General features: G+C 63.8%; 15 protein-coding genes. 13 read left to right on the top strand and 2 right to left on the bottom strand.

Annotated features, from left to right (window positions below; all coding sequences use genetic code 11):
• The first annotated feature begins 34 nt into the window (after positions 1–34).
• The 12 genes from AC1D0O_RS14200 to AC1D0O_RS14145 all read left to right on the top strand — a co-directional run bounded on the left by AC1D0O_RS14200 (position 35) and on the right by AC1D0O_RS14145 (position 12,700).
• Positions 35–1,006 (top strand): TRAP transporter substrate-binding protein, encoded by a 972-nt coding sequence (locus AC1D0O_RS14200; RefSeq protein WP_477654148.1) that lies wholly within the window; start codon positions 35–37, stop codon positions 1,004–1,006.
• A 133-nt stretch (positions 1,007–1,139) separates the two neighbouring features.
• Positions 1,140–1,628 (top strand): TRAP transporter small permease, encoded by a 489-nt coding sequence (locus AC1D0O_RS14195; RefSeq protein ID WP_477654147.1) that lies wholly within the window; start codon positions 1,140–1,142, stop codon positions 1,626–1,628.
• A gap of 8 nt (positions 1,629–1,636) precedes the next feature.
• Positions 1,637–2,935: a TRAP transporter large permease gene (locus AC1D0O_RS14190; protein ID WP_477654146.1), complete on the top strand. Its 1,299-nt coding sequence runs from the start codon at positions 1,637–1,639 to the stop codon at positions 2,933–2,935.
• A 14-nt stretch (positions 2,936–2,949) separates the two neighbouring features.
• Positions 2,950–4,524: a galactarate dehydratase gene (garD, locus tag AC1D0O_RS14185; RefSeq protein ID WP_477654145.1), complete on the top strand. Its 1,575-nt coding sequence runs from the start codon at positions 2,950–2,952 to the stop codon at positions 4,522–4,524.
• Between the two features lie 31 nt (positions 4,525–4,555).
• A complete protein-coding gene (locus AC1D0O_RS14180; RefSeq protein WP_477654144.1) occupies positions 4,556–5,659 on the top strand; it encodes a lactonase family protein in 1,104 nt (367 codons plus the stop codon).
• A gap of 57 nt (positions 5,660–5,716) precedes the next feature.
• The gene (locus tag AC1D0O_RS14175; RefSeq protein ID WP_477654143.1) at positions 5,717–6,706 is read left to right on the top strand and encodes a Bug family tripartite tricarboxylate transporter substrate binding protein; all 990 of its coding nucleotides are present in this window, start codon (positions 5,717–5,719) and stop codon (positions 6,704–6,706) included.
• A 50-nt stretch (positions 6,707–6,756) separates the two neighbouring features.
• Positions 6,757–7,539 carry a 2-dehydro-3-deoxyglucarate aldolase gene (garL, locus tag AC1D0O_RS14170; RefSeq protein WP_477654142.1) on the top strand — a complete coding sequence of 261 codons (783 nt, stop codon included), beginning with the start codon at positions 6,757–6,759 and terminating at the stop codon, positions 7,537–7,539.
• 46 nt (positions 7,540–7,585) lie between these two features.
• Positions 7,586–8,476, top strand: coding sequence for a 2-hydroxy-3-oxopropionate reductase (gene glxR, locus AC1D0O_RS14165; RefSeq protein WP_477654141.1), 891 nt, complete (start codon positions 7,586–7,588; stop codon positions 8,474–8,476).
• Positions 8,477–8,566: 90 nt separating this feature from the next.
• Positions 8,567–9,544, top strand: a complete 978-nt coding sequence (locus AC1D0O_RS14160) for a Bug family tripartite tricarboxylate transporter substrate binding protein (RefSeq protein ID WP_477654140.1) — start codon at positions 8,567–8,569, stop codon at positions 9,542–9,544.
• Between the two features lie 151 nt (positions 9,545–9,695).
• Positions 9,696–10,664: a TRAP transporter substrate-binding protein gene (locus tag AC1D0O_RS14155; RefSeq protein ID WP_477654139.1), complete on the top strand. Its 969-nt coding sequence runs from the start codon at positions 9,696–9,698 to the stop codon at positions 10,662–10,664.
• On the top strand, positions 10,661–11,752 hold the full coding sequence (locus AC1D0O_RS14150) for an aldose epimerase family protein (RefSeq protein WP_477654138.1): 1,092 nt from the start codon (positions 10,661–10,663) through the stop codon (positions 11,750–11,752). The genes AC1D0O_RS14155 and AC1D0O_RS14150 overlap by 4 nt, the downstream gene beginning before the upstream one ends.
• Positions 11,753–11,803: 51 nt before the next feature.
• Complete coding sequence (locus AC1D0O_RS14145; RefSeq protein WP_477654137.1) at positions 11,804–12,700, top strand: dienelactone hydrolase family protein; 897 nt, start codon at positions 11,804–11,806, stop codon at positions 12,698–12,700.
• Between the two features lie 82 nt (positions 12,701–12,782).
• On the opposite strand, the gene rpoD is transcribed toward AC1D0O_RS14145, so the two are convergent.
• Entirely contained in the window at positions 12,783–14,954 is a 2,172-nt protein-coding gene (rpoD, locus tag AC1D0O_RS14140; protein WP_477654136.1) for an RNA polymerase sigma factor RpoD, read from the bottom strand.
• Here rpoD and AC1D0O_RS14135 point away from each other — a divergent pair.
• Positions 14,926–15,636 carry a hypothetical protein gene (locus AC1D0O_RS14135; RefSeq protein ID WP_477654135.1) on the top strand — a complete coding sequence of 237 codons (711 nt, stop codon included), beginning with the start codon at positions 14,926–14,928 and terminating at the stop codon, positions 15,634–15,636. The genes rpoD and AC1D0O_RS14135 overlap by 29 nt on opposite strands.
• Here AC1D0O_RS14135 and dnaG read toward each other — a convergent pair.
• Positions 15,633–17,630: a DNA primase gene (gene dnaG / locus AC1D0O_RS14130; RefSeq protein ID WP_477654134.1), complete on the bottom strand. Its 1,998-nt coding sequence runs from the start codon at positions 17,628–17,630 to the stop codon at positions 15,633–15,635. The genes AC1D0O_RS14135 and dnaG overlap by 4 nt on opposite strands.
• Between the last annotated feature and the right edge of the window lie 119 nt (positions 17,631–17,749).

The following is a 17,749-nucleotide window of genomic DNA, read 5'->3' as shown; positions in this document are numbered from 1 at the left end:
ACCCGCTTTCCACCACCAACCTAGAGGATGAGACATGAAGATTAAAAAAACATTGTTTGCCGTAGCCGCCGCCCTGGCGCTGATGCCGATGGCAAGCTTTGCCACCGAGTTCCGCTCGTCGGACATCCACCCCGACGGTTATCCCACTGTCGAGGCCGTCAAGTTCATGGGTGAGCGCCTCAAGGTGCTGACCAACGGCAAGCACAGCATCAAGGTGTTCAACAACAGCGCACTGGGCAGCGAAAAAGACACGATCGAGCAGACCAAGATCGGCGCCCTGGCGATGACACGCGTGAACATCGCGCCGATGAACAACATCTGCCCCGAAACGCAGGTTCCGACCATGCCTTTCCTGTTCCGCTCCAAGGATCACATGCGCCATGTGCTTGACGGCCCCATCGGCGAACAGATTCTGGCTTCGTGCGCGCCTCAGGGCTTTATCGGCCTGGCGTATTACGACAGCGGTGCGCGCAACTTGTACACGGTCAAAAAACCGGTTCGTTCGCTTGCCGATGCGAAAGGCCTGAAAGTGCGTGTTCAGCAGTCGGATCTGTGGGTCTCGTTGCTGGAAGCCATGGGCGCCAACGCGACGCCCATGCCGTTTGGCGAGGTCTACACCGCGCTGAAGACGGGCCTGGTTGACGCCGCCGAAAACAACTACCCGTCGTATGAAAGCTCGCGCCATTTTGAAGTGGCGAAGTTTTACTCCATCACCGAGCATTCGATGGCGCCTGAGATGCTGCTGTTCTCCAAGCGCACCTGGGACGGCCTGAGCGCTGATGACCAGAAGGCCATTCGCCAGGCGGCCAAGGAGTCGGTGCCTTACATGCGCAAGCTGTGGGATGAGCGCGAGGAAAAATCGCTGGCGACTGTCAAAGCCGGTGGTGCCGAGATCATCCAGGTTGATAAGGTGTCTTTCCAGAATGCCATGAAGCCTGTTTATGACAAGTTCATCACCGACGCGGCGCTGAAGAGCCTGGTCAAACGGATTCAGGACACCAAGTAAGTCTTGATCCCGCGCCGGCCTGTTTGCGGCCGGCGCGTTTTACGGCGGTTCCTGCCGCTTGCAAAATTTTTTCTGGTCCTTTCTGGTCCTTTTTGGTTTTCTCTGGGGCGGCTTTTACGTCCGCACTTTATTTATGTACACAAAAATTTGTCGCGGGCTCGCCCGGACTTGCATGTGGCTGGGAATTCTCGGCCTTGTGGCGGTGATTTGTGCCGTCAGCTGGCAGGTCTTCGGCCGTTATGTCCTGAATAACACCCCAACCTGGGCGGAGAGCCTGGCCTTGCTGCTGGTGCTGTATGTCACGATGTTCGGCACGGCTGTGGGCGTTCGCGACGCCGGCCACATCGGGCTGGAATCTTTTCTGGTTCTAGCGCCGGAAAGCCTTCGCCTGAAGATGGAATACCTGATCCACGCACTGGTCATGCTGTTCGGCGCCGCCATGGCCTACAACTGCGCCTCGTTGGCGGAGTCCGTGTGGAGCTACCGCCTGCCCACCCTGTGGATTTCCGAGGGATGGCGCTATGTTCCCGCAACGATTGCGGGCGTTCTCATCGTGATGTTCTCCATTGAACACATCATCGCGCTCGCCAAGGGCCAAGAAGTCGAACCGGCCTGGGGCTAAGCAACATCATGACAATTCCATTACTCATTCTCTGTATTTCGTTCACGCTGTTCCTGCTGCTCGGCGTGCCGGTGGCGTTTTCCATCGGCCTGTCCGCACTGGCCACATTGCTGTATGAAGGCCTGCCGCTGGCGGTCGGCTTCCAGCAGATGACCTCCGGCATGGGGATTTTTTCCTTTCTTGCGATCCCGTTTTTCATCTTCGCCGGTGAACTGATGCTTTACGGCGGGATTGCCGACCGCATCGTGAACCTGGCCCGCAACCTGGTCGGCCATGTACGCGGCGGCCTGGGCATGTCCAATGTGGTGGCCTGCACCTTGTTCGGCGGCGTTTCGGGTTCTCCGGTGGCCGACGTGTCCGCCATGGGCGCCGTGATGATCCCGATGATGAAGAAAGAGGGCTACCACGCCGACTACGCCGTCAACGTGACGACGCATGCGGCCCTGGTGGGCGCGTTGATGCCGACCAGCCACAACCTGATCATCTATTCGCTGGCCGCCGGCGGCAAGGTGTCGATCGCGGCGCTGATTCTGGCCGCGCTGGTGCCCGCCGCGATCCTGACCATCTGCAACCTGGCGGCGGCGTACCTGGTCGCCGTGAAACGCGGTTATCCAGCCGGCAGTTTTCCGGGATGGGCGATTGTTGCGCGCTCGCTCGCCGCGGCGCTGCCGGGCCTGATGATTGTCGTGCTGATTCTCGGCGGCATTCTTTCGGGCATCTTCACCGCCACCGAATCCGCAGCCGTGGCTGTCCTGTACGCGCTGGCCCTGACCATCTTTGTTTACCGCACCCTGAAGTGGGAACACTTCATCAAGGCCGCCTCCAAAGCCGTCAAGACGACCGGCGTCATCCTTCTGCTGATCGGCATTTCCAGCACCTTCGGCTACCTCATCAGCCTTTACGGTGTCGCGGAACTGACGGGGCAGATGCTGTCGCAGGTCACCACCACCCCGTGGGTGATCTTCCTGCTGATCAACATCATCCTGTTCGTGCTGGGCACCTTCCTGGACATGGCGGCCACCATCCTGCTGTGCACGCCGATTTTCCTGCCGATCGCCCAGCACTACGGCATGAGCTCGGTGCAGTTCGGCATCGTGCTGCTGATCAACTGCGCGCTGGGACTGAACACGCCGCCGGTGGGCACCACCCAGTTCGTGGGCTGTGCCATAGGCGGGGTGTCCGTGGGCACCGTGATGCGCACCATCTGGCCTTTCTACGGCGCGCTGATTTTCGCGCTGGCGCTGGTCACGTTTATTCCCGCGTTCTCCATGTGGCTCCCGAGCCTCTATATGGTGGTCGGTAAATAAAGGAATCGCACGCCATGGCCGCACCGCTTCACATCCGCATGCATCCTCGCGACAACGTTGCGATCGTCGCCAACGACGGCGGCCTGCCCGAGGGCAGCGCCTTCGCGGACGGCCTGCGGCTGGTGGAACGTGTACCCCAGGGCCACAAGGTGGCGCTGGTGGATTTGCCGCAGGGCGCGGCGGTGCTGCGCTACAACGTGCCCATCGGCTATGCGCTGAAAGACATTCCCGCCGGCAGCTGGGTGCATGAGCGCCTGCTGCAGATGCCCGACGCGCGTTCGCTGGACAACCTGCCCAAGGCGACGGTCCGGCCCGAGCCGCTGCCGGCGCTGGAAGGCTATACCTTCGAGGGCTACCGCAACCCGGACGGCTCGGTCGGCAGCCGCAACATCCTGGCCATCACCACCACGGTGCAGTGCGTGGCCGGCGTGGTGGACTTCGCCGTCCAGCGCATCAAGACCGAACTGCTGCCGCGTTTTCCCAACGTCGACGACGTGGTGGGGTTGGAGCACACCTATGGCTGCGGCGTGGCGATCGATGCGCCCGACGCCATCATCCCGATACGCACCCTGCGCAACATCAGCCTGAACCCCAACTTCGGCGGCGAGGTCATGGTGGTCAGCCTGGGCTGCGAAAAACTGCAGCCCGAGCGCCTGCTCCCGCCAGGCAGCATACAGATCATCGACGAGCGCAACGTGGCCGACGTGGGCACGAGCGCCGAAGCCGCGCTGGACGTGGTTTGCCTGCAGTCCGAGAACCACGTCGGTTTCATGTCCATGATCGACTCGATCATGGAGACCGCCTTGCTGCACCTGGAGCGGCTCAACGCGCGCAGGCGCGAGACGGTGCCCGCCAGTGAACTGGTGGTGGGCGTGCAGTGCGGCGGCAGCGACGCGTTTTCCGGCGTGACGGCAAACCCGGCGGTGGGTTTTGCCACCGACCTGCTGGTGCGCGCCGGCGCGACGGTGATGTTCTCCGAGACCACCGAAGTGCGCGACGGCATAGACCAGCTGACCTCACGGGCCAGCACGCCGGAAGTGGCCGAGGCCATGATCCGCGAGATGGCCTGGTACGACGCTTACCTGCAAAAGGGGCGGGTGGACCGCAGCGCCAACACCACGCCGGGCAACAAAAAGGGCGGCCTTTCCAATATCGTTGAAAAGGCCATGGGCTCCATCGTGAAATCCGGCAGCGCGCCCATCAGCGGTGTGCTCTCGCCGGGTGAAAAGGTCAAACAAAAAGGCCTGATCTACGCCGCGACGCCCGCCAGCGACTTTATCTGCGGAACGCTGCAGCTGGCCGCGGGCATCAACATCCACGTGTTCACCACCGGCCGCGGCACGCCTTACGGGCTGGCGGAAGTACCGGTGATCAAGGTGGCCACGCGCACCGACCTGGCGCGGCGCTGGCACGACCTGATGGACATCAACGCCGGCCGTATCGCCGACGGCGACGCCACGATTGAAGACGTCGGCTGGGAGCTGTTCCAGTTCATGCTGGATGTGGCCAGCGGCCGCAAGAAAACCTGGGCCGAGCACTGGAAGCTGCACAACGCGCTGGTGCTGTTCAACCCGGCGCCTGTGACCTGAGCCGCCCATCAACAACAAAAGGAGACAGACCATGAACATCGTTCCATCAAATTCCCGCGCGCTGCGCCTGGCTTTTCGGCTACTGGCGGCGGCAGGCCTCGCGGCCGCCGCCGGTGCTGCTTCCGCCGCCACCTGGGTGTACGTGTCGAATGCCGACAGCCAGGAAATCTCGGTGCTCGAACTGGACCGTGCCCAGGGCACGCTCAAGCCGGTGGAGACGGTGAACGTGGGCGGGGCCGTGATGCCCATGGCCGTGAGCCCGGACAAGCGCTTCCTGTATGCCGCGCTGCGCTCGCAGCCCTTCCGTGTCGTGAGCTTCGCCATTGACGGTGCCAGCGGCAAGCTGCGCAAGCTCGGCGAAGCATCGCTGGCCGACAGCATGGCCAACATCGACACCGACCTGACGGGGCGCTGGCTTTTCGCGGCGTCCTATCCCGGCCACAAAATCACCGTCAACGCTATCGACAAGGAAGGCAAGGCCGGCGCCATCCAGCAGTTGATCCCCGGGATCGCGAATGCGCACGCCATTCATGCGGATTCGGCCAACCGCTTTGTGCTGGCCACCAGCCTGGGCAACGACAACGTGACCAGCTGGCGCTTTGATGCCGCGACCGGCGTGCTTTCACCCAATGACCCGGCGCTGACCACCTCCGCCGCAAAATCCGGCCCGCGCCATTTTGTCTGGGACAAGGCGCAGCGCTTTGCCTACCTGCTCAACGAACTGGACGCGCAGCTCCAGGTGTTCGCCTGGGACGGCAGCCGCGGCACGCTCAAGCTGCTTCAGACCCGGACCACGCTGCCGGCGGGTTTTACCGGCAAGCCCTGGGCGGCCGACCTGCACCTCACGCCCGACGGCCGTTACCTCTACGCGTCGGAGCGCACCTCCAGCACCCTCTCGACTTTCCGCGTCGACGCGGCCACCGGCCTGCTCGAGCCTCTGGGCCAGACGCCCACGGAAAAGACCCCGCGCGGCTTCGCCATCGACGCCGCGGGACGCTACCTGATCGCGGCGGGCCAGGACTCGCACAGCGTGTCCGTGCACGCCATCGACGCCGCGACGGGCGCGCTGGGTACCCCCAAGCGGCTGCCCGTCGGCAAGAACCCGAACTGGATTGAAATCGTCGAGATGCCCTGAGAGGCCGAACAGTCCATCCACTCACCCCGACACAACACACCTGAAGGAGACACCCTCATGCAACGCCGTATCCTGCTCACTACCGCGCTGGCCGCCGTGGCCGGCCTTTCAACGCTGACCGCATTCGCCCAGGGCAACTGGCCTACCGGCAAGCCCATCACCTACCTGGTGCCCTTCGCCGCCGGCGGCACCACCGACGTGCTGGGCCGCCTGATCGGGCAGAAGCTCGGTACGGTGCTGGGCACCACCATCATTGTCGACAACAAGCCCGGGGCGGGCGGCAGCGTCGGTTCGGAAGTCGGCTCACGCGCCGCGCCGGATGGCTTCACACTGGTGGGCGGCACGGTCAGCTCGCATGCGATCAACGTGAGCCTGTATCCCAAGATCGGCTATGACCCCATCAAGTCTTTTGTGCCCATCACGCTCATCGGCACCAACCCGCTGGTGCTGGTGGTCAACCAGGCCAGCCCCTACAAGACCCTGAAGGACGTGCTGGAGGCCAGCAAGGGCAAGTCCGGCGGCCTGTCGTCGGCCTCGGCCGGCACCGGCACCTCGCAACACCTTTCGCTGGAGCTGCTGGCCTTCCGGTCCGGCGTGAAGTTCACGCACATCCCCTACAAAGGCAGCGGCCCGGCCATCCAGGACGTGATCGGCGGGCAGGTGGACATGATGTTCGACACCACCGTCGTGGCGGCGCCGCACATCCAGAGCGGCAAGCTGCGCGCGATCGCGGTGACCTCCGCCAGCCGGCTGGCCTCCATGCCGGACGTGCCGACGGTGGCCGAGTCCGGCTTGCAGGGCCTGGCCAACTTTGAAGTGCTGTCCTGGCAGGCCATCTTTGCGCCGGCGGGAACGCCCGCGCCGGTGGTCGACCGCCTGCACACCGAGATCGCCCGCATCCTGGCCGAACCCGAGATGCAGGGGAAACTCAAGGGCTTCGGCATGGAGCCGGCCAACCTGACGACGGCGCAGATCGCCGCTTTCCAGCGCGCCGAAGTCGCCAAGTGGGCGCAGGTCATCAAGGCGGCGAACATCAAGGCCGAATAACGCGGCATGCCCGCACGCTGATTCCAACAGAAACGTAAAAGCACATCACCATGACACAAGCAACTCCCTACCAACCGTTTCCCAACAGCTTCAAGCGCGACCTGTTGGCCGGAAAAAAGCTGATCGGCTGCTGGTCGTCGCTGGCCAATGCCATCACCACCGAGGTGCTGGGCGTGGCCGGCTTCGACTGGATCCTGCTTGACGGCGAGCATTCGCCCAACGATGTGGGCACCTTCATCCCCCAGCTGATGGCGCTCAAGGACAGCTCCAGCGCGCCCTTTGTGCGGCCCACCAGCAACAACGAGGTCGAGATCAAGCGCCTGCTGGATGCCGGCTTCTACAACTTCCTGGTCCCCTTCGTCGAAAGCGCGGACGAGGCGCGGCGTGCGGTGGCCGCCACGCGCTACCCGCCGCAAGGCGTGCGCGGCGTGTCGGTATCGCAGCGCAGCAACCGCTACGGCACGGTGCCGGATTACTTCAAGGGCATCAACGACCAGATCTGCGTCGCGTTGCAGATCGAAAGCAGCGCCGGTGTCGCGGCGTCGCGCGCGATTGCCGAGGTCGAAGGCGTGGACTGCATTTTTGTCGGCCCCTCCGACCTGGCGGCCGGCCTGGGACACTTGGGCAACGCCGGCCATCCGGATGTGCAAAAAGCCATTGCCGCCGTGTTTGCGAACGCCAAGGCCAGCGGCAAACCCACGGGCATCCTGGCGCCGGTGGAAGCCGACGCGCGGCGCTACATGGAAATGGGCGCCACCTTTGTGGCCGTGGGCAGCGACCTCGGTGTGTTCCGCTCCGCGACGCAAGCCCTGCACGACCGTTACCGCGCCTGATGGGCGCCATCGCTTCCGACTGAATTTTTGACTGGAGTATTTTGAAATGAGCAAGCTTGGATTTATCGGCCTGGGCATCATGGGCAACCCGATGGCGGCGCACCTGATCGCCGCAGGGCACGAAGTTTTCATGACCACCCTGGGCAAGGTGCCCGCGGAACTGTTGACGGGCAAGGGCAAGGCCTGCGATTCCATCCCCGACGTGGTGAAACAGGCCGACATCATTTTCCTGATGCTGCCTGATACCCCCGACGTGGCCAAAGTGCTGTTCGGCGAAGGCGGCGTGGCCGGCGCGCTGACCAAGGGCAAGACGGTTGTCGACATGAGCTCTATCTCGCCGATGGACACGAAAGAGTTCGCCAAAAAAATCAATGCCCTGGGCTGCGACTACCTTGACGCCCCGGTGTCGGGCGGCGAAGTCGGCGCCAAGGCGGCCAGCCTCACCATCATGGTGGGCGGCCCGCAAGCGGCCTTCGACCTCGTCAAGCCGCTGTTCGAGCTGATGGGCAAGAACATCACGCTGGTGGGCGGCAACGGCGACGGCCAGACCTGCAAGGTGGCCAACCAGATCATCGTGGCGCTGAACATCGCGGCCGTCGGCGAAGCCCTGCTGTTCGCCAGCAAGGCCGGCGCCGACCCGGCCAAGGTGCGCCAGGCGCTGATGGGCGGCTTTGCCTCCTCGCGCATCCTGGAAGTGCACGGCGAGCGCATGATCAAGCGCACCTTCGCACCCGGTTTCCGTATCGGCCTGCACCAGAAGGACTTGAACCTGGCGCTCAGCGGTGCGCGCACCCTGGGCCTGGCCCTGCCGCAGACGGCGGGCGCCGCCCAGCTGATGCAGGCCTGCGCCGCCAACGGCATGCAGGACCTTGACCACTCTGCGCTCGTGCGGGCGTTGGAGCTGTTGGGCAACCACGAAGTCGCGAAGTCGGCCTGAGCAGAAAGACAGGCGCGTGCGAGGAGCCCGAAAGAGGCTCCCGGCGCGGCGGAGGGGTAACCGCTTTTTGAGAACTTTCAGGAGACAAGCATGGCTATCAATCGACGAGAACTTATTGCGGCTTCTTTGGCCGTGGGTGTGGGCGCCGGCACCGGCACCGCCAACGCCCAGGCCGGATGGCCGTCCAAACCGATACGCCTGGTGGTTCCTTACCCACCGGGCGGCTCTTCGGACATCATTGCCCGCGCCATCGCGCAGCCTTTATCCGAAGCGCTCAAGCAGTCGGTCATCGTGGACAACAAGGCCGGCGCCAACGGCAACCTCGGCGCAGACATCGTGGCCAAGTCCGCGCCCGACGGCTACACGCTGCTGCTGTGCGACACCGGCGCGCTGGCCATCAGCCCCTCGGTCTACCCCAAGCTGAGCTTCGACCCGTCCAAGGATTTGCGCGGCGTCACCATGCTGGCGTATTCACCGCACCTGCTGGTGGTCCATCCCTCGGTGCCTGTCAGCAACCTCAAGGAACTTGTGGCGTTGTCGCAGAAGACCGAGTTGAATTTCGCGGTGACGGCCATGGGTAGCGCGCCGCACCTGGCCGGCGTGGCGGTCGAACGGGCCAGCAAGGCCAAGTGGCAGTACATCCCCTACAAGGGCGGCTCGCAAGCCGTCAGCGACACCATCGCCGGGCAAACGCAGATCCTCATGAACGGCATGCTGGCCACCTTGCCGCATGTGCAAAGCGGCAAGCTGAAAATCCTGGGCGTCTCCAAGAGCACGCGCATGCCACTGATCGGCAATGTGCCGACGCTGGCGGAGCAAGGCCTGGCGAACTTCGAGTCCGGCACCTGGCAGGGCCTGCTGGTGGCCAACGGCACGCCGGCGGCCATCATCAACCGCCTCAACAATGAGCTCATCAAGATCATCCGCAGCCCGGACATACGCGCCAAGCTGGCGGGGCAGGGCGCAGAGGTCGTGACCATGACGCCGGCGCAGCAGGATGGCTTCTTCAACCAGGAACGCAGCCGCTGGGCCAAGGTCGTCTCGGACGCCAACATCAAGTTAGACTGAAGAGTGTTTGCGTGAATTAGTGGTGATATCGCCGCTTGTCTTTGGACGGCGGCGAGTCATCCGTGTGAACATCCGTGAAGGGATTCAAACACTGACAAAATACGAGCCAGCCCGTCAGAGGCAGCCGTTACGACCTATCCAGGAGACAAAATTGCGTATTTCTTTCAAGGGGCTTTTATGCCTCTCCTTCGCGCTATGCGCGAGCACCGCGATGGCCCAGACCAAGCTGCGGGCCTGGAACATTCACCCCGACGGCTACCCGGTTTCGGAAGCCCTGAAGAGCTTTGTGGAACAGGTCGGCAAAAGCACCGGCGGCCGCTACAACATTGAGCTCTTCAACAACGGCTCGCTGGGCGACCAGCCCAAGGCGGTGCAGATGCTCAAGAGCGGCGAAATCGACGTAGCCGAGTTCAGCTCGGGGCCCCTGTCGGACGCCGTGCCCGGTATCAAGGTGCTGAACCTGCCTTTCCTGTTTACCGACTCCGCCCACATGTTCCGCCACCTTGACGGCAAGCTCGGCGAGCGGTTTTCCGCCAACCTGAAAACCGCCGGCTTCGTGGTGCTGGGCTGGTATGACGGCGGTGGCCGTTCGTTTTACTGCGTCAAGCCCGTGAACAACATCCGCGACCTGGCCGGCATGAACATCCGGGTGCAGCAGTCCGAGGTCTACATCGAGATGGTCAAACTCATGGAAGCCAAACCGGTGGCCCTGCCTTTCAAGGAAGTGCTGGGCGCCCTGGAGCAGGGCAAGGTTGATTGCGCCGAGAACAACCTGCCTTCGTATGAATCCACCGGGCATTACAAGGTCGCCAAAAACGTCTACATGACCAACCACGTGATCTCGCCCGAGGCACTGGTGGTATCGACCAAACTCTGGGACAAGCTCAGCAAGGAAGACAAGGCCGCCTTCACCGAGGCCGGCGCCAAATCCGCCATCCTGATGCGCGAGCTCTGGAACAAGCGTGTCGCCGCGGCGCTGGAGACCACCACCAAGCAGGGCTCGCAGTTCGTCAAGGTCCGGGATGCCTCGCCCATGGTCAGGCGCATGGGGCCGCTGTACGGCAAGTACATGGCCGATCCGACCACGCGTGAAGAACTGCTGACCATCATTGCAAAGTGAGCGGCGAAGACTTTCCCTTGTTGCTGGATCCCGCGCGCTTCGCGCGCGAGATCGACGGCAAGCCGGTCAGGCTGTTCACGCTGCGCAACCGCAGCGGCATGGTGGTGTGCGTGACCAACTACGGCGCCAAGATCGAACAACTGCTGGTGCCGGACGGCGAAGGCCGCCTTGACGACGTGGTGCTGGGTTACGACAGCATCGAAGGCGTGGTGGGCGGCTCGCCCTCCGTGGGCGCCTTTGTCGGGCGCTACGCGGGGCGTATAGAAAATGCGCGTTTCAAACTGGGCGGTGTGGAACACCAGCTGGCCGCCAACAACGGCCCGCACTGCCTGCACGGCGGCCTGCGCGGCTCACGCTTCCAGGTGTTCGATGCGGTGCAGCACAACGATTCCAGCGTGGAGATGCGCTACGTGTTTGCCGACGGCGAGGAAGGTTTTCCCGGAACACTGGCCTTGAACCTGACGTACAGCGTGACGGAAGAGGACGAACTGGTGCTCGATTACGAGGCGGTGGCGCTTGATGCGCCCACCGTGGCCAATTTCACCACGCATGCCTTCTTCAACCTCGAAGGCCTGAACAGCACGCGGAGCGGCAGCGCGCTGGGGCATGAAGTCACGATTTGCGCGAGCCGTTATTTCGGGATGACGCCCGAGCTGATCGCCACGGGTGAGCTGTTGCCGGTGGAAGGGACACCGTTTGATTTCCGGCAACCGGTGGTGCTGGATACGCGTGTGCACAGTCCGCAAGCGGCGGGCGGTGTCGCGGGCTACGACGACTGCTTCGCGATCGACCGCGGCACCGCCGGTGAGCTGGCGATGTGTGCGCGCGTGCGCGCACCGGCCGGCTGCCGCGTGATGGAGGTCTGGTCGACCGAACCCACGATGCAGTTCTATACCGGCATGGTGCCCGGTGAAGCGCTGGCCGGCGGCCCGGGCAAGGGCGGCAGGCGCTATGTGCAGCAGCAGAGCCTGTGCTTTGAGCCACAGGGCTACCCAAACGCGCCCAACATAACCGCCTTTCCTTCGGCCGTCCATGCGCCGGGGCAGGGCCGCCAGGGCCGCACGCTGTACCGCTTCAGCACCTCCTGAAAAGCTTGCGCATGTCAGAATGCACCGGCAACAAACAACAAGGAGCCGGACATGCAAGGGTGGAAACTGGGATGTTGGCTTGGGGTGATGTGGCTGGCGCAGGTCGCCGGCGGGCCTGCCTGGGCCCAACAGCCCGAGCGTGTGCCGCCGCAGGTCGTCAAACTGCCGCTGCTGGTCGACGGCAAGCAGTTTGAGGTCGTCACCCATGTCTACAAACCCCTCGGCGAAGGCCCGTTTCCGCTGGTGATCTTTTCCCATGGGCGAGCCCCGTCGCGTGTCGACAGAGCCAAGCTCGAATACCCGGTGCTGGTCGGGCATGCCAACTACTGGCTTCACAAGGGCGTTGCGGTGATTGCCCCGGTGCGGCCGGGTTATGGCGATACCGGCGGGCTGGACCGGGAAGACTCGGGCGCGCGCTGGAACGGCAATGTCTGCAGTGGCGAGCCCGACTTCACGCGCGTGGCCAGCCGGGCCGGCCAGACGGTGGTCGCGCTGCACCAGTGGGCGCTGCAGCAGCCCTGGGTGCGCAAGGACAGGCTGCTGCTGGAGGGGCAGTCGGTGGGCGGCATGACCACGGTGTCGGTCGCCGCGCTCAACCTGCCGGGCGTTATTGGCGCCGTCAATTTCGCCGGGGGCTCGGGCGGCAATCCCGAGTCATCGCCGACCAAAAGCTGCGGGCCTGAAACCCTGCGCAAGACCTACGGCGAACTCGGCAAGCTGGTCAAGGTACCCAACCTGTGGCTGTATGCCGAGAACGACCAGTACTGGGGGCCCGAAGCACCCCGCCAGTGGCACGAAGCCTTCAAGGCCGGCGGCAGCGACACGCAGCTTGTCCAGACCGGGCCGGTGCAGGGGCATGACGGGCATTTGCTGCTAACCTACGGCGGCAAGATGTGGTCTGTGCCGCTGGACGCCTTTGTGCGCAAGGTGGGGCTGACCGCGCCCTGACTGACCGCGCCTTGAGTTTGCGCCAGGCGTAAAAAAGCCCGGCGCCTTGCGGGGCCGGGCTTTTTCGAGGAGAGCAGCGCGCTTACAGCGTGTCGATAAAGCTGCGCAGCTTGTCCGAACGCGAAGGGTGCTTGAGCTTGCGCAGCGCCTTGGCTTCGATCTGGCGGATCCGCTCGCGCGTCACGTCGAACTGCTTTCCGACTTCTTCCAGCGTGTGATCGGTCGACATCTCGATGCCGAAGCGCATGCGCAGCACCTTGGCTTCGCGCGGCGTCAGGCTGTCGAGGATGTCCTTGACCACGTCGCGCAGGCCGGCCTGCATCGCGGCCTCCAGCGGCGCGGTGTTGGCGCTGTCCTCGATGAAGTCGCCGAGGTGCGAATCGTCGTCGTCGCCGATCGGCGTTTCCATGGAGATCGGCTCTTTGGCGATCTTCATGATCTTGCGGATCTTGTCTTCCGGAATCTCCATCTTGGCGGCCAGGATGCTGGCGTCCGGCTCGAAGCCGAATTCCTGCAAGTGCTGGCGCGACAGGCGGTTCATCTTGTTGATGGTTTCGATCATGTGCACCGGGATGCGGATGGTCCGCGCCTGGTCGGCGATGGAGCGCGTGATCGCCTGGCGGATCCACCAGGTGGCGTAGGTCGAGAACTTGTAGCCGCGGCGATATTCGAATTTATCGACGGCCTTCATCAGGCCGATGTTGCCTTCCTGGATCAGGTCGAGGAACTGCAGGCCGCGGTTGGTGTACTTCTTGGCGATCGAGATCACCAGGCGCAGGTTGGCCTCGATCATCTCTTTCTTGGCGTCGCGCGAGTTGGACTCGCCTTCGTTCATGCGCTTGTTGATGTCCTTGAGCTGGGCCAGCGGCACCACCACGCGGGCCTGCAGTTCGCCCAGCTTGGTTTGCAGTTCCTGGATGGGCGGCACGTTGCGGGCCATCACCACCGACCAGGGCTTGCCGGATGCGACCTGTTTTTCAACCCATTTCAGATTCAACAGGTTGGGCGGGAAATCCTTGATGAAGATTTCCTGGGGCATGCCGCATTTCTCGACGATGATGCGGCGCAGTTCGCGCTCTTTCTTGCGCACGTCCAGCACCTGGCCGCGCAGCATGTCGCAGAGCTTTTCAATGGTCTTGGCGGTGAAGCGCACGGTCATCAGCTCGTCGCTCAGGGCTTTTTGCGACTTCACGTAAGTGGGTGTGCCGTAGCCTTCCTTGTCGTAGGTCTTATGGACCTTCTCGAACAGGGTGGCGATCTTGTCGAAGCGGCTGAGCGCTTCCTTCTTGAGTTCTTCGAGCTTTTTGGTCAGGGCCTTGGAGCCGCCCTTGCCGTCGTCGTCGTCTTCCTCGTCGAATTCGTCGAAGTCTTCCTCGGCCACGTAGTCATCGGCCTCGTTGGGGTTGGAGAAGCCGTCGACCACGGTGGAGATGACGATCTTGCCTTCGCGGATTTCCTCGCCCAGGCGCATGATTTCAGCGATGGTGGCGGGGCTTTCCGAGATGGCTTCCATCATCTTCATGAGGCCGCCCTCGATGCGCTTGGCGATTTCGATTTCGCCTTCGCGCGTGAGCAGCTCGACCGTGCCCATTTCACGCATGTACATGCGGACCGGGTCGGTGGTGCGGCCGAATTCGCTGTCGACGGTGGACAGCGCGGCTTCGGCTTCTTCTTCGGCTTCCTCTTCGGTCGCGACCGTGGGGCCGGTGTTGTTCAGCAGCAGGGTTTCGGCGTCGGGCGCCTGCTCGTACACGGCCACACCCATGTCGTTGAGCATGTTGACCACGACTTCCAGCGTTTCGGCATCAACCAGCTTGTCGGGAAGGTGGTCGGAGATTTCGCCGTGCGTGAGGTAGCCGCGGGTTTTACCGAGCTTGATCAGGGTCTTCAGGCGCAGGCGGCGCTTGAGCATGTCTTCTTCGGAGAGGACGGTCTCGTCCAGGCCGAATTCCTTCATCAGGGCGCGTTCCTTCGCCTTGCTGATCTTCATGCGCAGCGGCTTGACCTTCTCGGTCGTTTCCGCCACGGGTTCGCCGACCAGGTCGTCTTCAATGTCGGACAGGTCGAGGTCTTCGCCGTCCTTGGGCGCGGCGCTGGCGTTCTTGGGCTTGCGGCCGCGCTTGGCGCCGGTGGTGGCGGCAGGCGCGCTGCCGTCGGCCGCGGGGTTCTTGGGCGGGCGGCCGGGCTTCTTTTTCACGGGCACGTCGGCAGGGGCGGCGAGAGGTTTGGATTCAGGGCTGGACTTGGTCGGCACGGCAGGAGCTTTCTTCAGGGGCAAATCGGAAACCACGGATTTCACGGTTTTCAAGGGGACTTTGCTCACCAGGGCATTGGGTTTGCTGGGTTTGACAGAGATGGCGGTTTTTCCCGGTTTTTCAACCTTGGCGCTTTTGGCGGCAGGTTTTGCGGCGGCTTTGGCTGCTGCTTTGACTGGAGGCTTGCCTGCGGGCCGGGCAGCGGCTTTCGGCGCTGTCTTGGCTTTGGGCTGCGCGCTTTGCGGCTTCTTGGACGTGCTCGGCTTCGTTGGCTTGGCAGTAGGCATGGAACCTCCAGTTATCGGGAATTGTTTTAAATATCTATCAGCTACCAGTAAACAAAAATGCGCCTTGGCGCCTGCGCAAAACACAGGCACGGTGACAAGGATTCAGGGTCAGGAACGGGAGAGCGGAAAAACAGGCCGGCAGCGCCAGAGGCACGGTGCGGTTTATTTTTCCGGGCAAGCTGTTTGGGCGAACATTTGGTGTGCAGTCCTTGCGGAATTCCCTGGGGGAAGTGGCCGTCTCATCTGTGAGTTCCCCGAAGTTTCGGGGTGGCCGGGCCGGAGGTGCTGCTGTCGCGCTTGCCGTCGAAAATCGGATTATACCCTGTTGCCTGTTTTTTGGGCGTTTTTTTTGCCGTCAAAAACAGGTATTTTCCCGGTGCTTGCTGGAGCCTAGCGGGAAGTGTCGACCGGGGCTTTGAGGCTGGCGGCCAGTTCCATGTAGCGCTGGCGGGCGTCCGGGTCGGTGGCGGCCCGGGCGGCCAGCTCGCTCATTTCCTGCTGGCGGCGCAGGCGCAGCAGCTGGTCCAGGATGCTGCGGACCTCGGTCCAGTCGCTTTCTATGCCTTCGGGGATCTGCGCGATCTGCGCGGTGGCGTGCCTTTCGTGGGCATGGCCGCGTAGGCCCTCGCGCAGGGCTGCCCAGGGCTGGGGCCCGTGTTCGTGGAGCTGGCTCTCCAGCCAGACGAACAGCGGGCCGTGGGGCTCGGGCAGTTCGACCAGCAGATGGTGCTCTTCGGTGCTGAGCCGGTCCCAAGTCTGGGCTTCGGTCAGCAGCAGCCTGAGCACGCGGTCTTCGCGGCTGGCCGGCAGTATGCGCCCGGCCACGCGGCGCGGCGCCCGGGCGCTGCCGCTGCGTTCGCCAAAACTGCGCCCGGGAGCTGACGGGGGCGGGTAATAACCGGAGGGCTCGGAGGCGCTGTAGTCGCGCTCTTCGGGGTAATCGGGCGGGTAGCCCCCGGGGTCGGGCATCTCCGCGTGGTGCACGGGGGCCGGCGCGGCGTCCTGCCTGTGGCCCTTGCCGGATCCGCGCGGCCCGCCGCTGTTCTTGTTGCCCGATTTGTAGCCCGTGGCGGCCGGCTGCCACAGCTGCAGCAGCTCGCGGCTGTCGATCAGCACCTTGTCGGCGATCTCGGCCAGCAGCTGGCGTTTGAGGGCGCCGTCGGGCATGAGGTTCCACAGCGGCCGGGCATTGCTGGCCATGTGGGCACGGCCCTCGGCGGTGTCCAGGTCGCAGCCCTCGGCGGCGGCCTCGAGCAGGAAGCGGCTCAGCGGCACGGCCTTGCTGACATAGGCCGCGAAGCCTTCCTTGCCGTGTTCACGGATGTAGCTGTCGGGGTCGTGCTCGGCCGGCAGGAACAGGAACTTGACGGTGCGCACGTCGGTGGCAAAGGGCAGGGCGGCATCCAGCGCCTTGCGGGCGGCACGGCGGCCGGCGCCGTCGCCGTCGAAGCTGAACACCACCGAGTCGGTGAAGCGGAACAGCTTTTGCACGTGGTCGGCGGTGCAGGCGGTGCCCAGCGTGGCCACCGCATTGGCAAAACCCAGCTGGGCCAGCGCCACCACGTCCATATAGCCCTCGGTGACCAGTGCATAGCCGTGCTCGCGCAGGGCGCTGCGAGCCTCGAACAGGCCGTAGAGTTCGCGTCCCTTGCTGAAGACCGGGGTTTCGGGCGAATTGAGGTATTTGGGCTTGTCGTCGCCCAGCACGCGGCCGCCAAAGCCTATGCATTCGCCCTTGACGTTGCGGATCGGGAACATGACCCGGTCGCGAAAGCGGTCATAACGCTTGGCTTCGCCGGCCTGGTTTTCCTCGCCGGGTTCACCGGTGATGACCAGCCCGCTTTCGACCAGCAGCGGGTCGTTGTAGTCGGGGAACACGCTGGCCAGGCTGCGCCAGCCTTCGGGCGCGTAGCCCAGGCCGAAGGTCTTGGCGACTTCGCCCGAAACGCCGCGGCCCTTGAAGTAGTCGATGGCGCGCTCGGAGTTGCGCAAGGCCTTGATGTAGGCGATGCCGGCTTTTTCGAGCACGCTGGTGAGCGTGGCCTGCTGCTCGCGCATCTGCGCGGCCCGGGCGCGGTCCTGCGGCGAGACGTCGTCTTCGGGCACTTGCAGGCCGTATTGCTGCGCCAGGTCTTTCACGGCCTCGACGAAGTTCATGCCCCCATGCTCCATCAGGAAGCTGATGGCATTGCCGTTCTTGCCGCAGCCGAAGCAGTGGTAGAACTGCTTGGAGGGGCTGACGCTGAAGGAGGGCGATTTTTCGCCGTGGAAAGGGCACAGGCCCATGAAGTTGGCGCCACCCTTTTTGAGCTGCACGTAGCGGCCCACGATGTCCACCACGTCAGCGCGCGCGAGCAGTTCCTGGATGAATGTTTGAGGGATGGCCATGGGGGGGAGGGGGTCAATTTAGCACACGCGTCCCGGCGATGGGCCGCCGGTGCCCAAGGTGCCTATGGCCCTGGAGGGGAATGGGCGCTGGGCTGACACGCATTGGCGGCATCCGGCGG

The organism is Polaromonas sp. P1_F2, from assembly GCF_056405735.1.
The sequence above is the reverse complement of the archived record's forward strand: the minus strand, read 5'-3'. Positions and strand labels throughout refer to the sequence as shown.

Coding starts and splice junctions, on each gene's coding strand:
- AC1D0O_RS14190 (WP_477654146.1), top strand. CDS start 1,637: ATGACAATTCCATTACTCATTCTCTGTATTTCGTTCACGCTGTTCCTG.
- glxR (WP_477654141.1), top strand. CDS start 7,586: ATGAGCAAGCTTGGATTTATCGGCCTGGGCATCATGGGCAACCCGATG.
- AC1D0O_RS14160 (WP_477654140.1), top strand. CDS start 8,567: ATGGCTATCAATCGACGAGAACTTATTGCGGCTTCTTTGGCCGTGGGT.
- AC1D0O_RS14200 (WP_477654148.1), top strand. CDS start 35: ATGAAGATTAAAAAAACATTGTTTGCCGTAGCCGCCGCCCTGGCGCTG.
- dnaG (WP_477654134.1), bottom strand. CDS start 17,630: ATGGCCATCCCTCAAACATTCATCCAGGAACTGCTCGCGCGCGCTGAC.
- garL (WP_477654142.1), top strand. CDS start 6,757: ATGACACAAGCAACTCCCTACCAACCGTTTCCCAACAGCTTCAAGCGC.
- AC1D0O_RS14145 (WP_477654137.1), top strand. CDS start 11,804: ATGCAAGGGTGGAAACTGGGATGTTGGCTTGGGGTGATGTGGCTGGCG.
- garD (WP_477654145.1), top strand. CDS start 2,950: ATGGCCGCACCGCTTCACATCCGCATGCATCCTCGCGACAACGTTGCG.
- AC1D0O_RS14180 (WP_477654144.1), top strand. CDS start 4,556: ATGAACATCGTTCCATCAAATTCCCGCGCGCTGCGCCTGGCTTTTCGG.
- AC1D0O_RS14195 (WP_477654147.1), top strand. CDS start 1,140: ATGTACACAAAAATTTGTCGCGGGCTCGCCCGGACTTGCATGTGGCTG.
- AC1D0O_RS14175 (WP_477654143.1), top strand. CDS start 5,717: ATGCAACGCCGTATCCTGCTCACTACCGCGCTGGCCGCCGTGGCCGGC.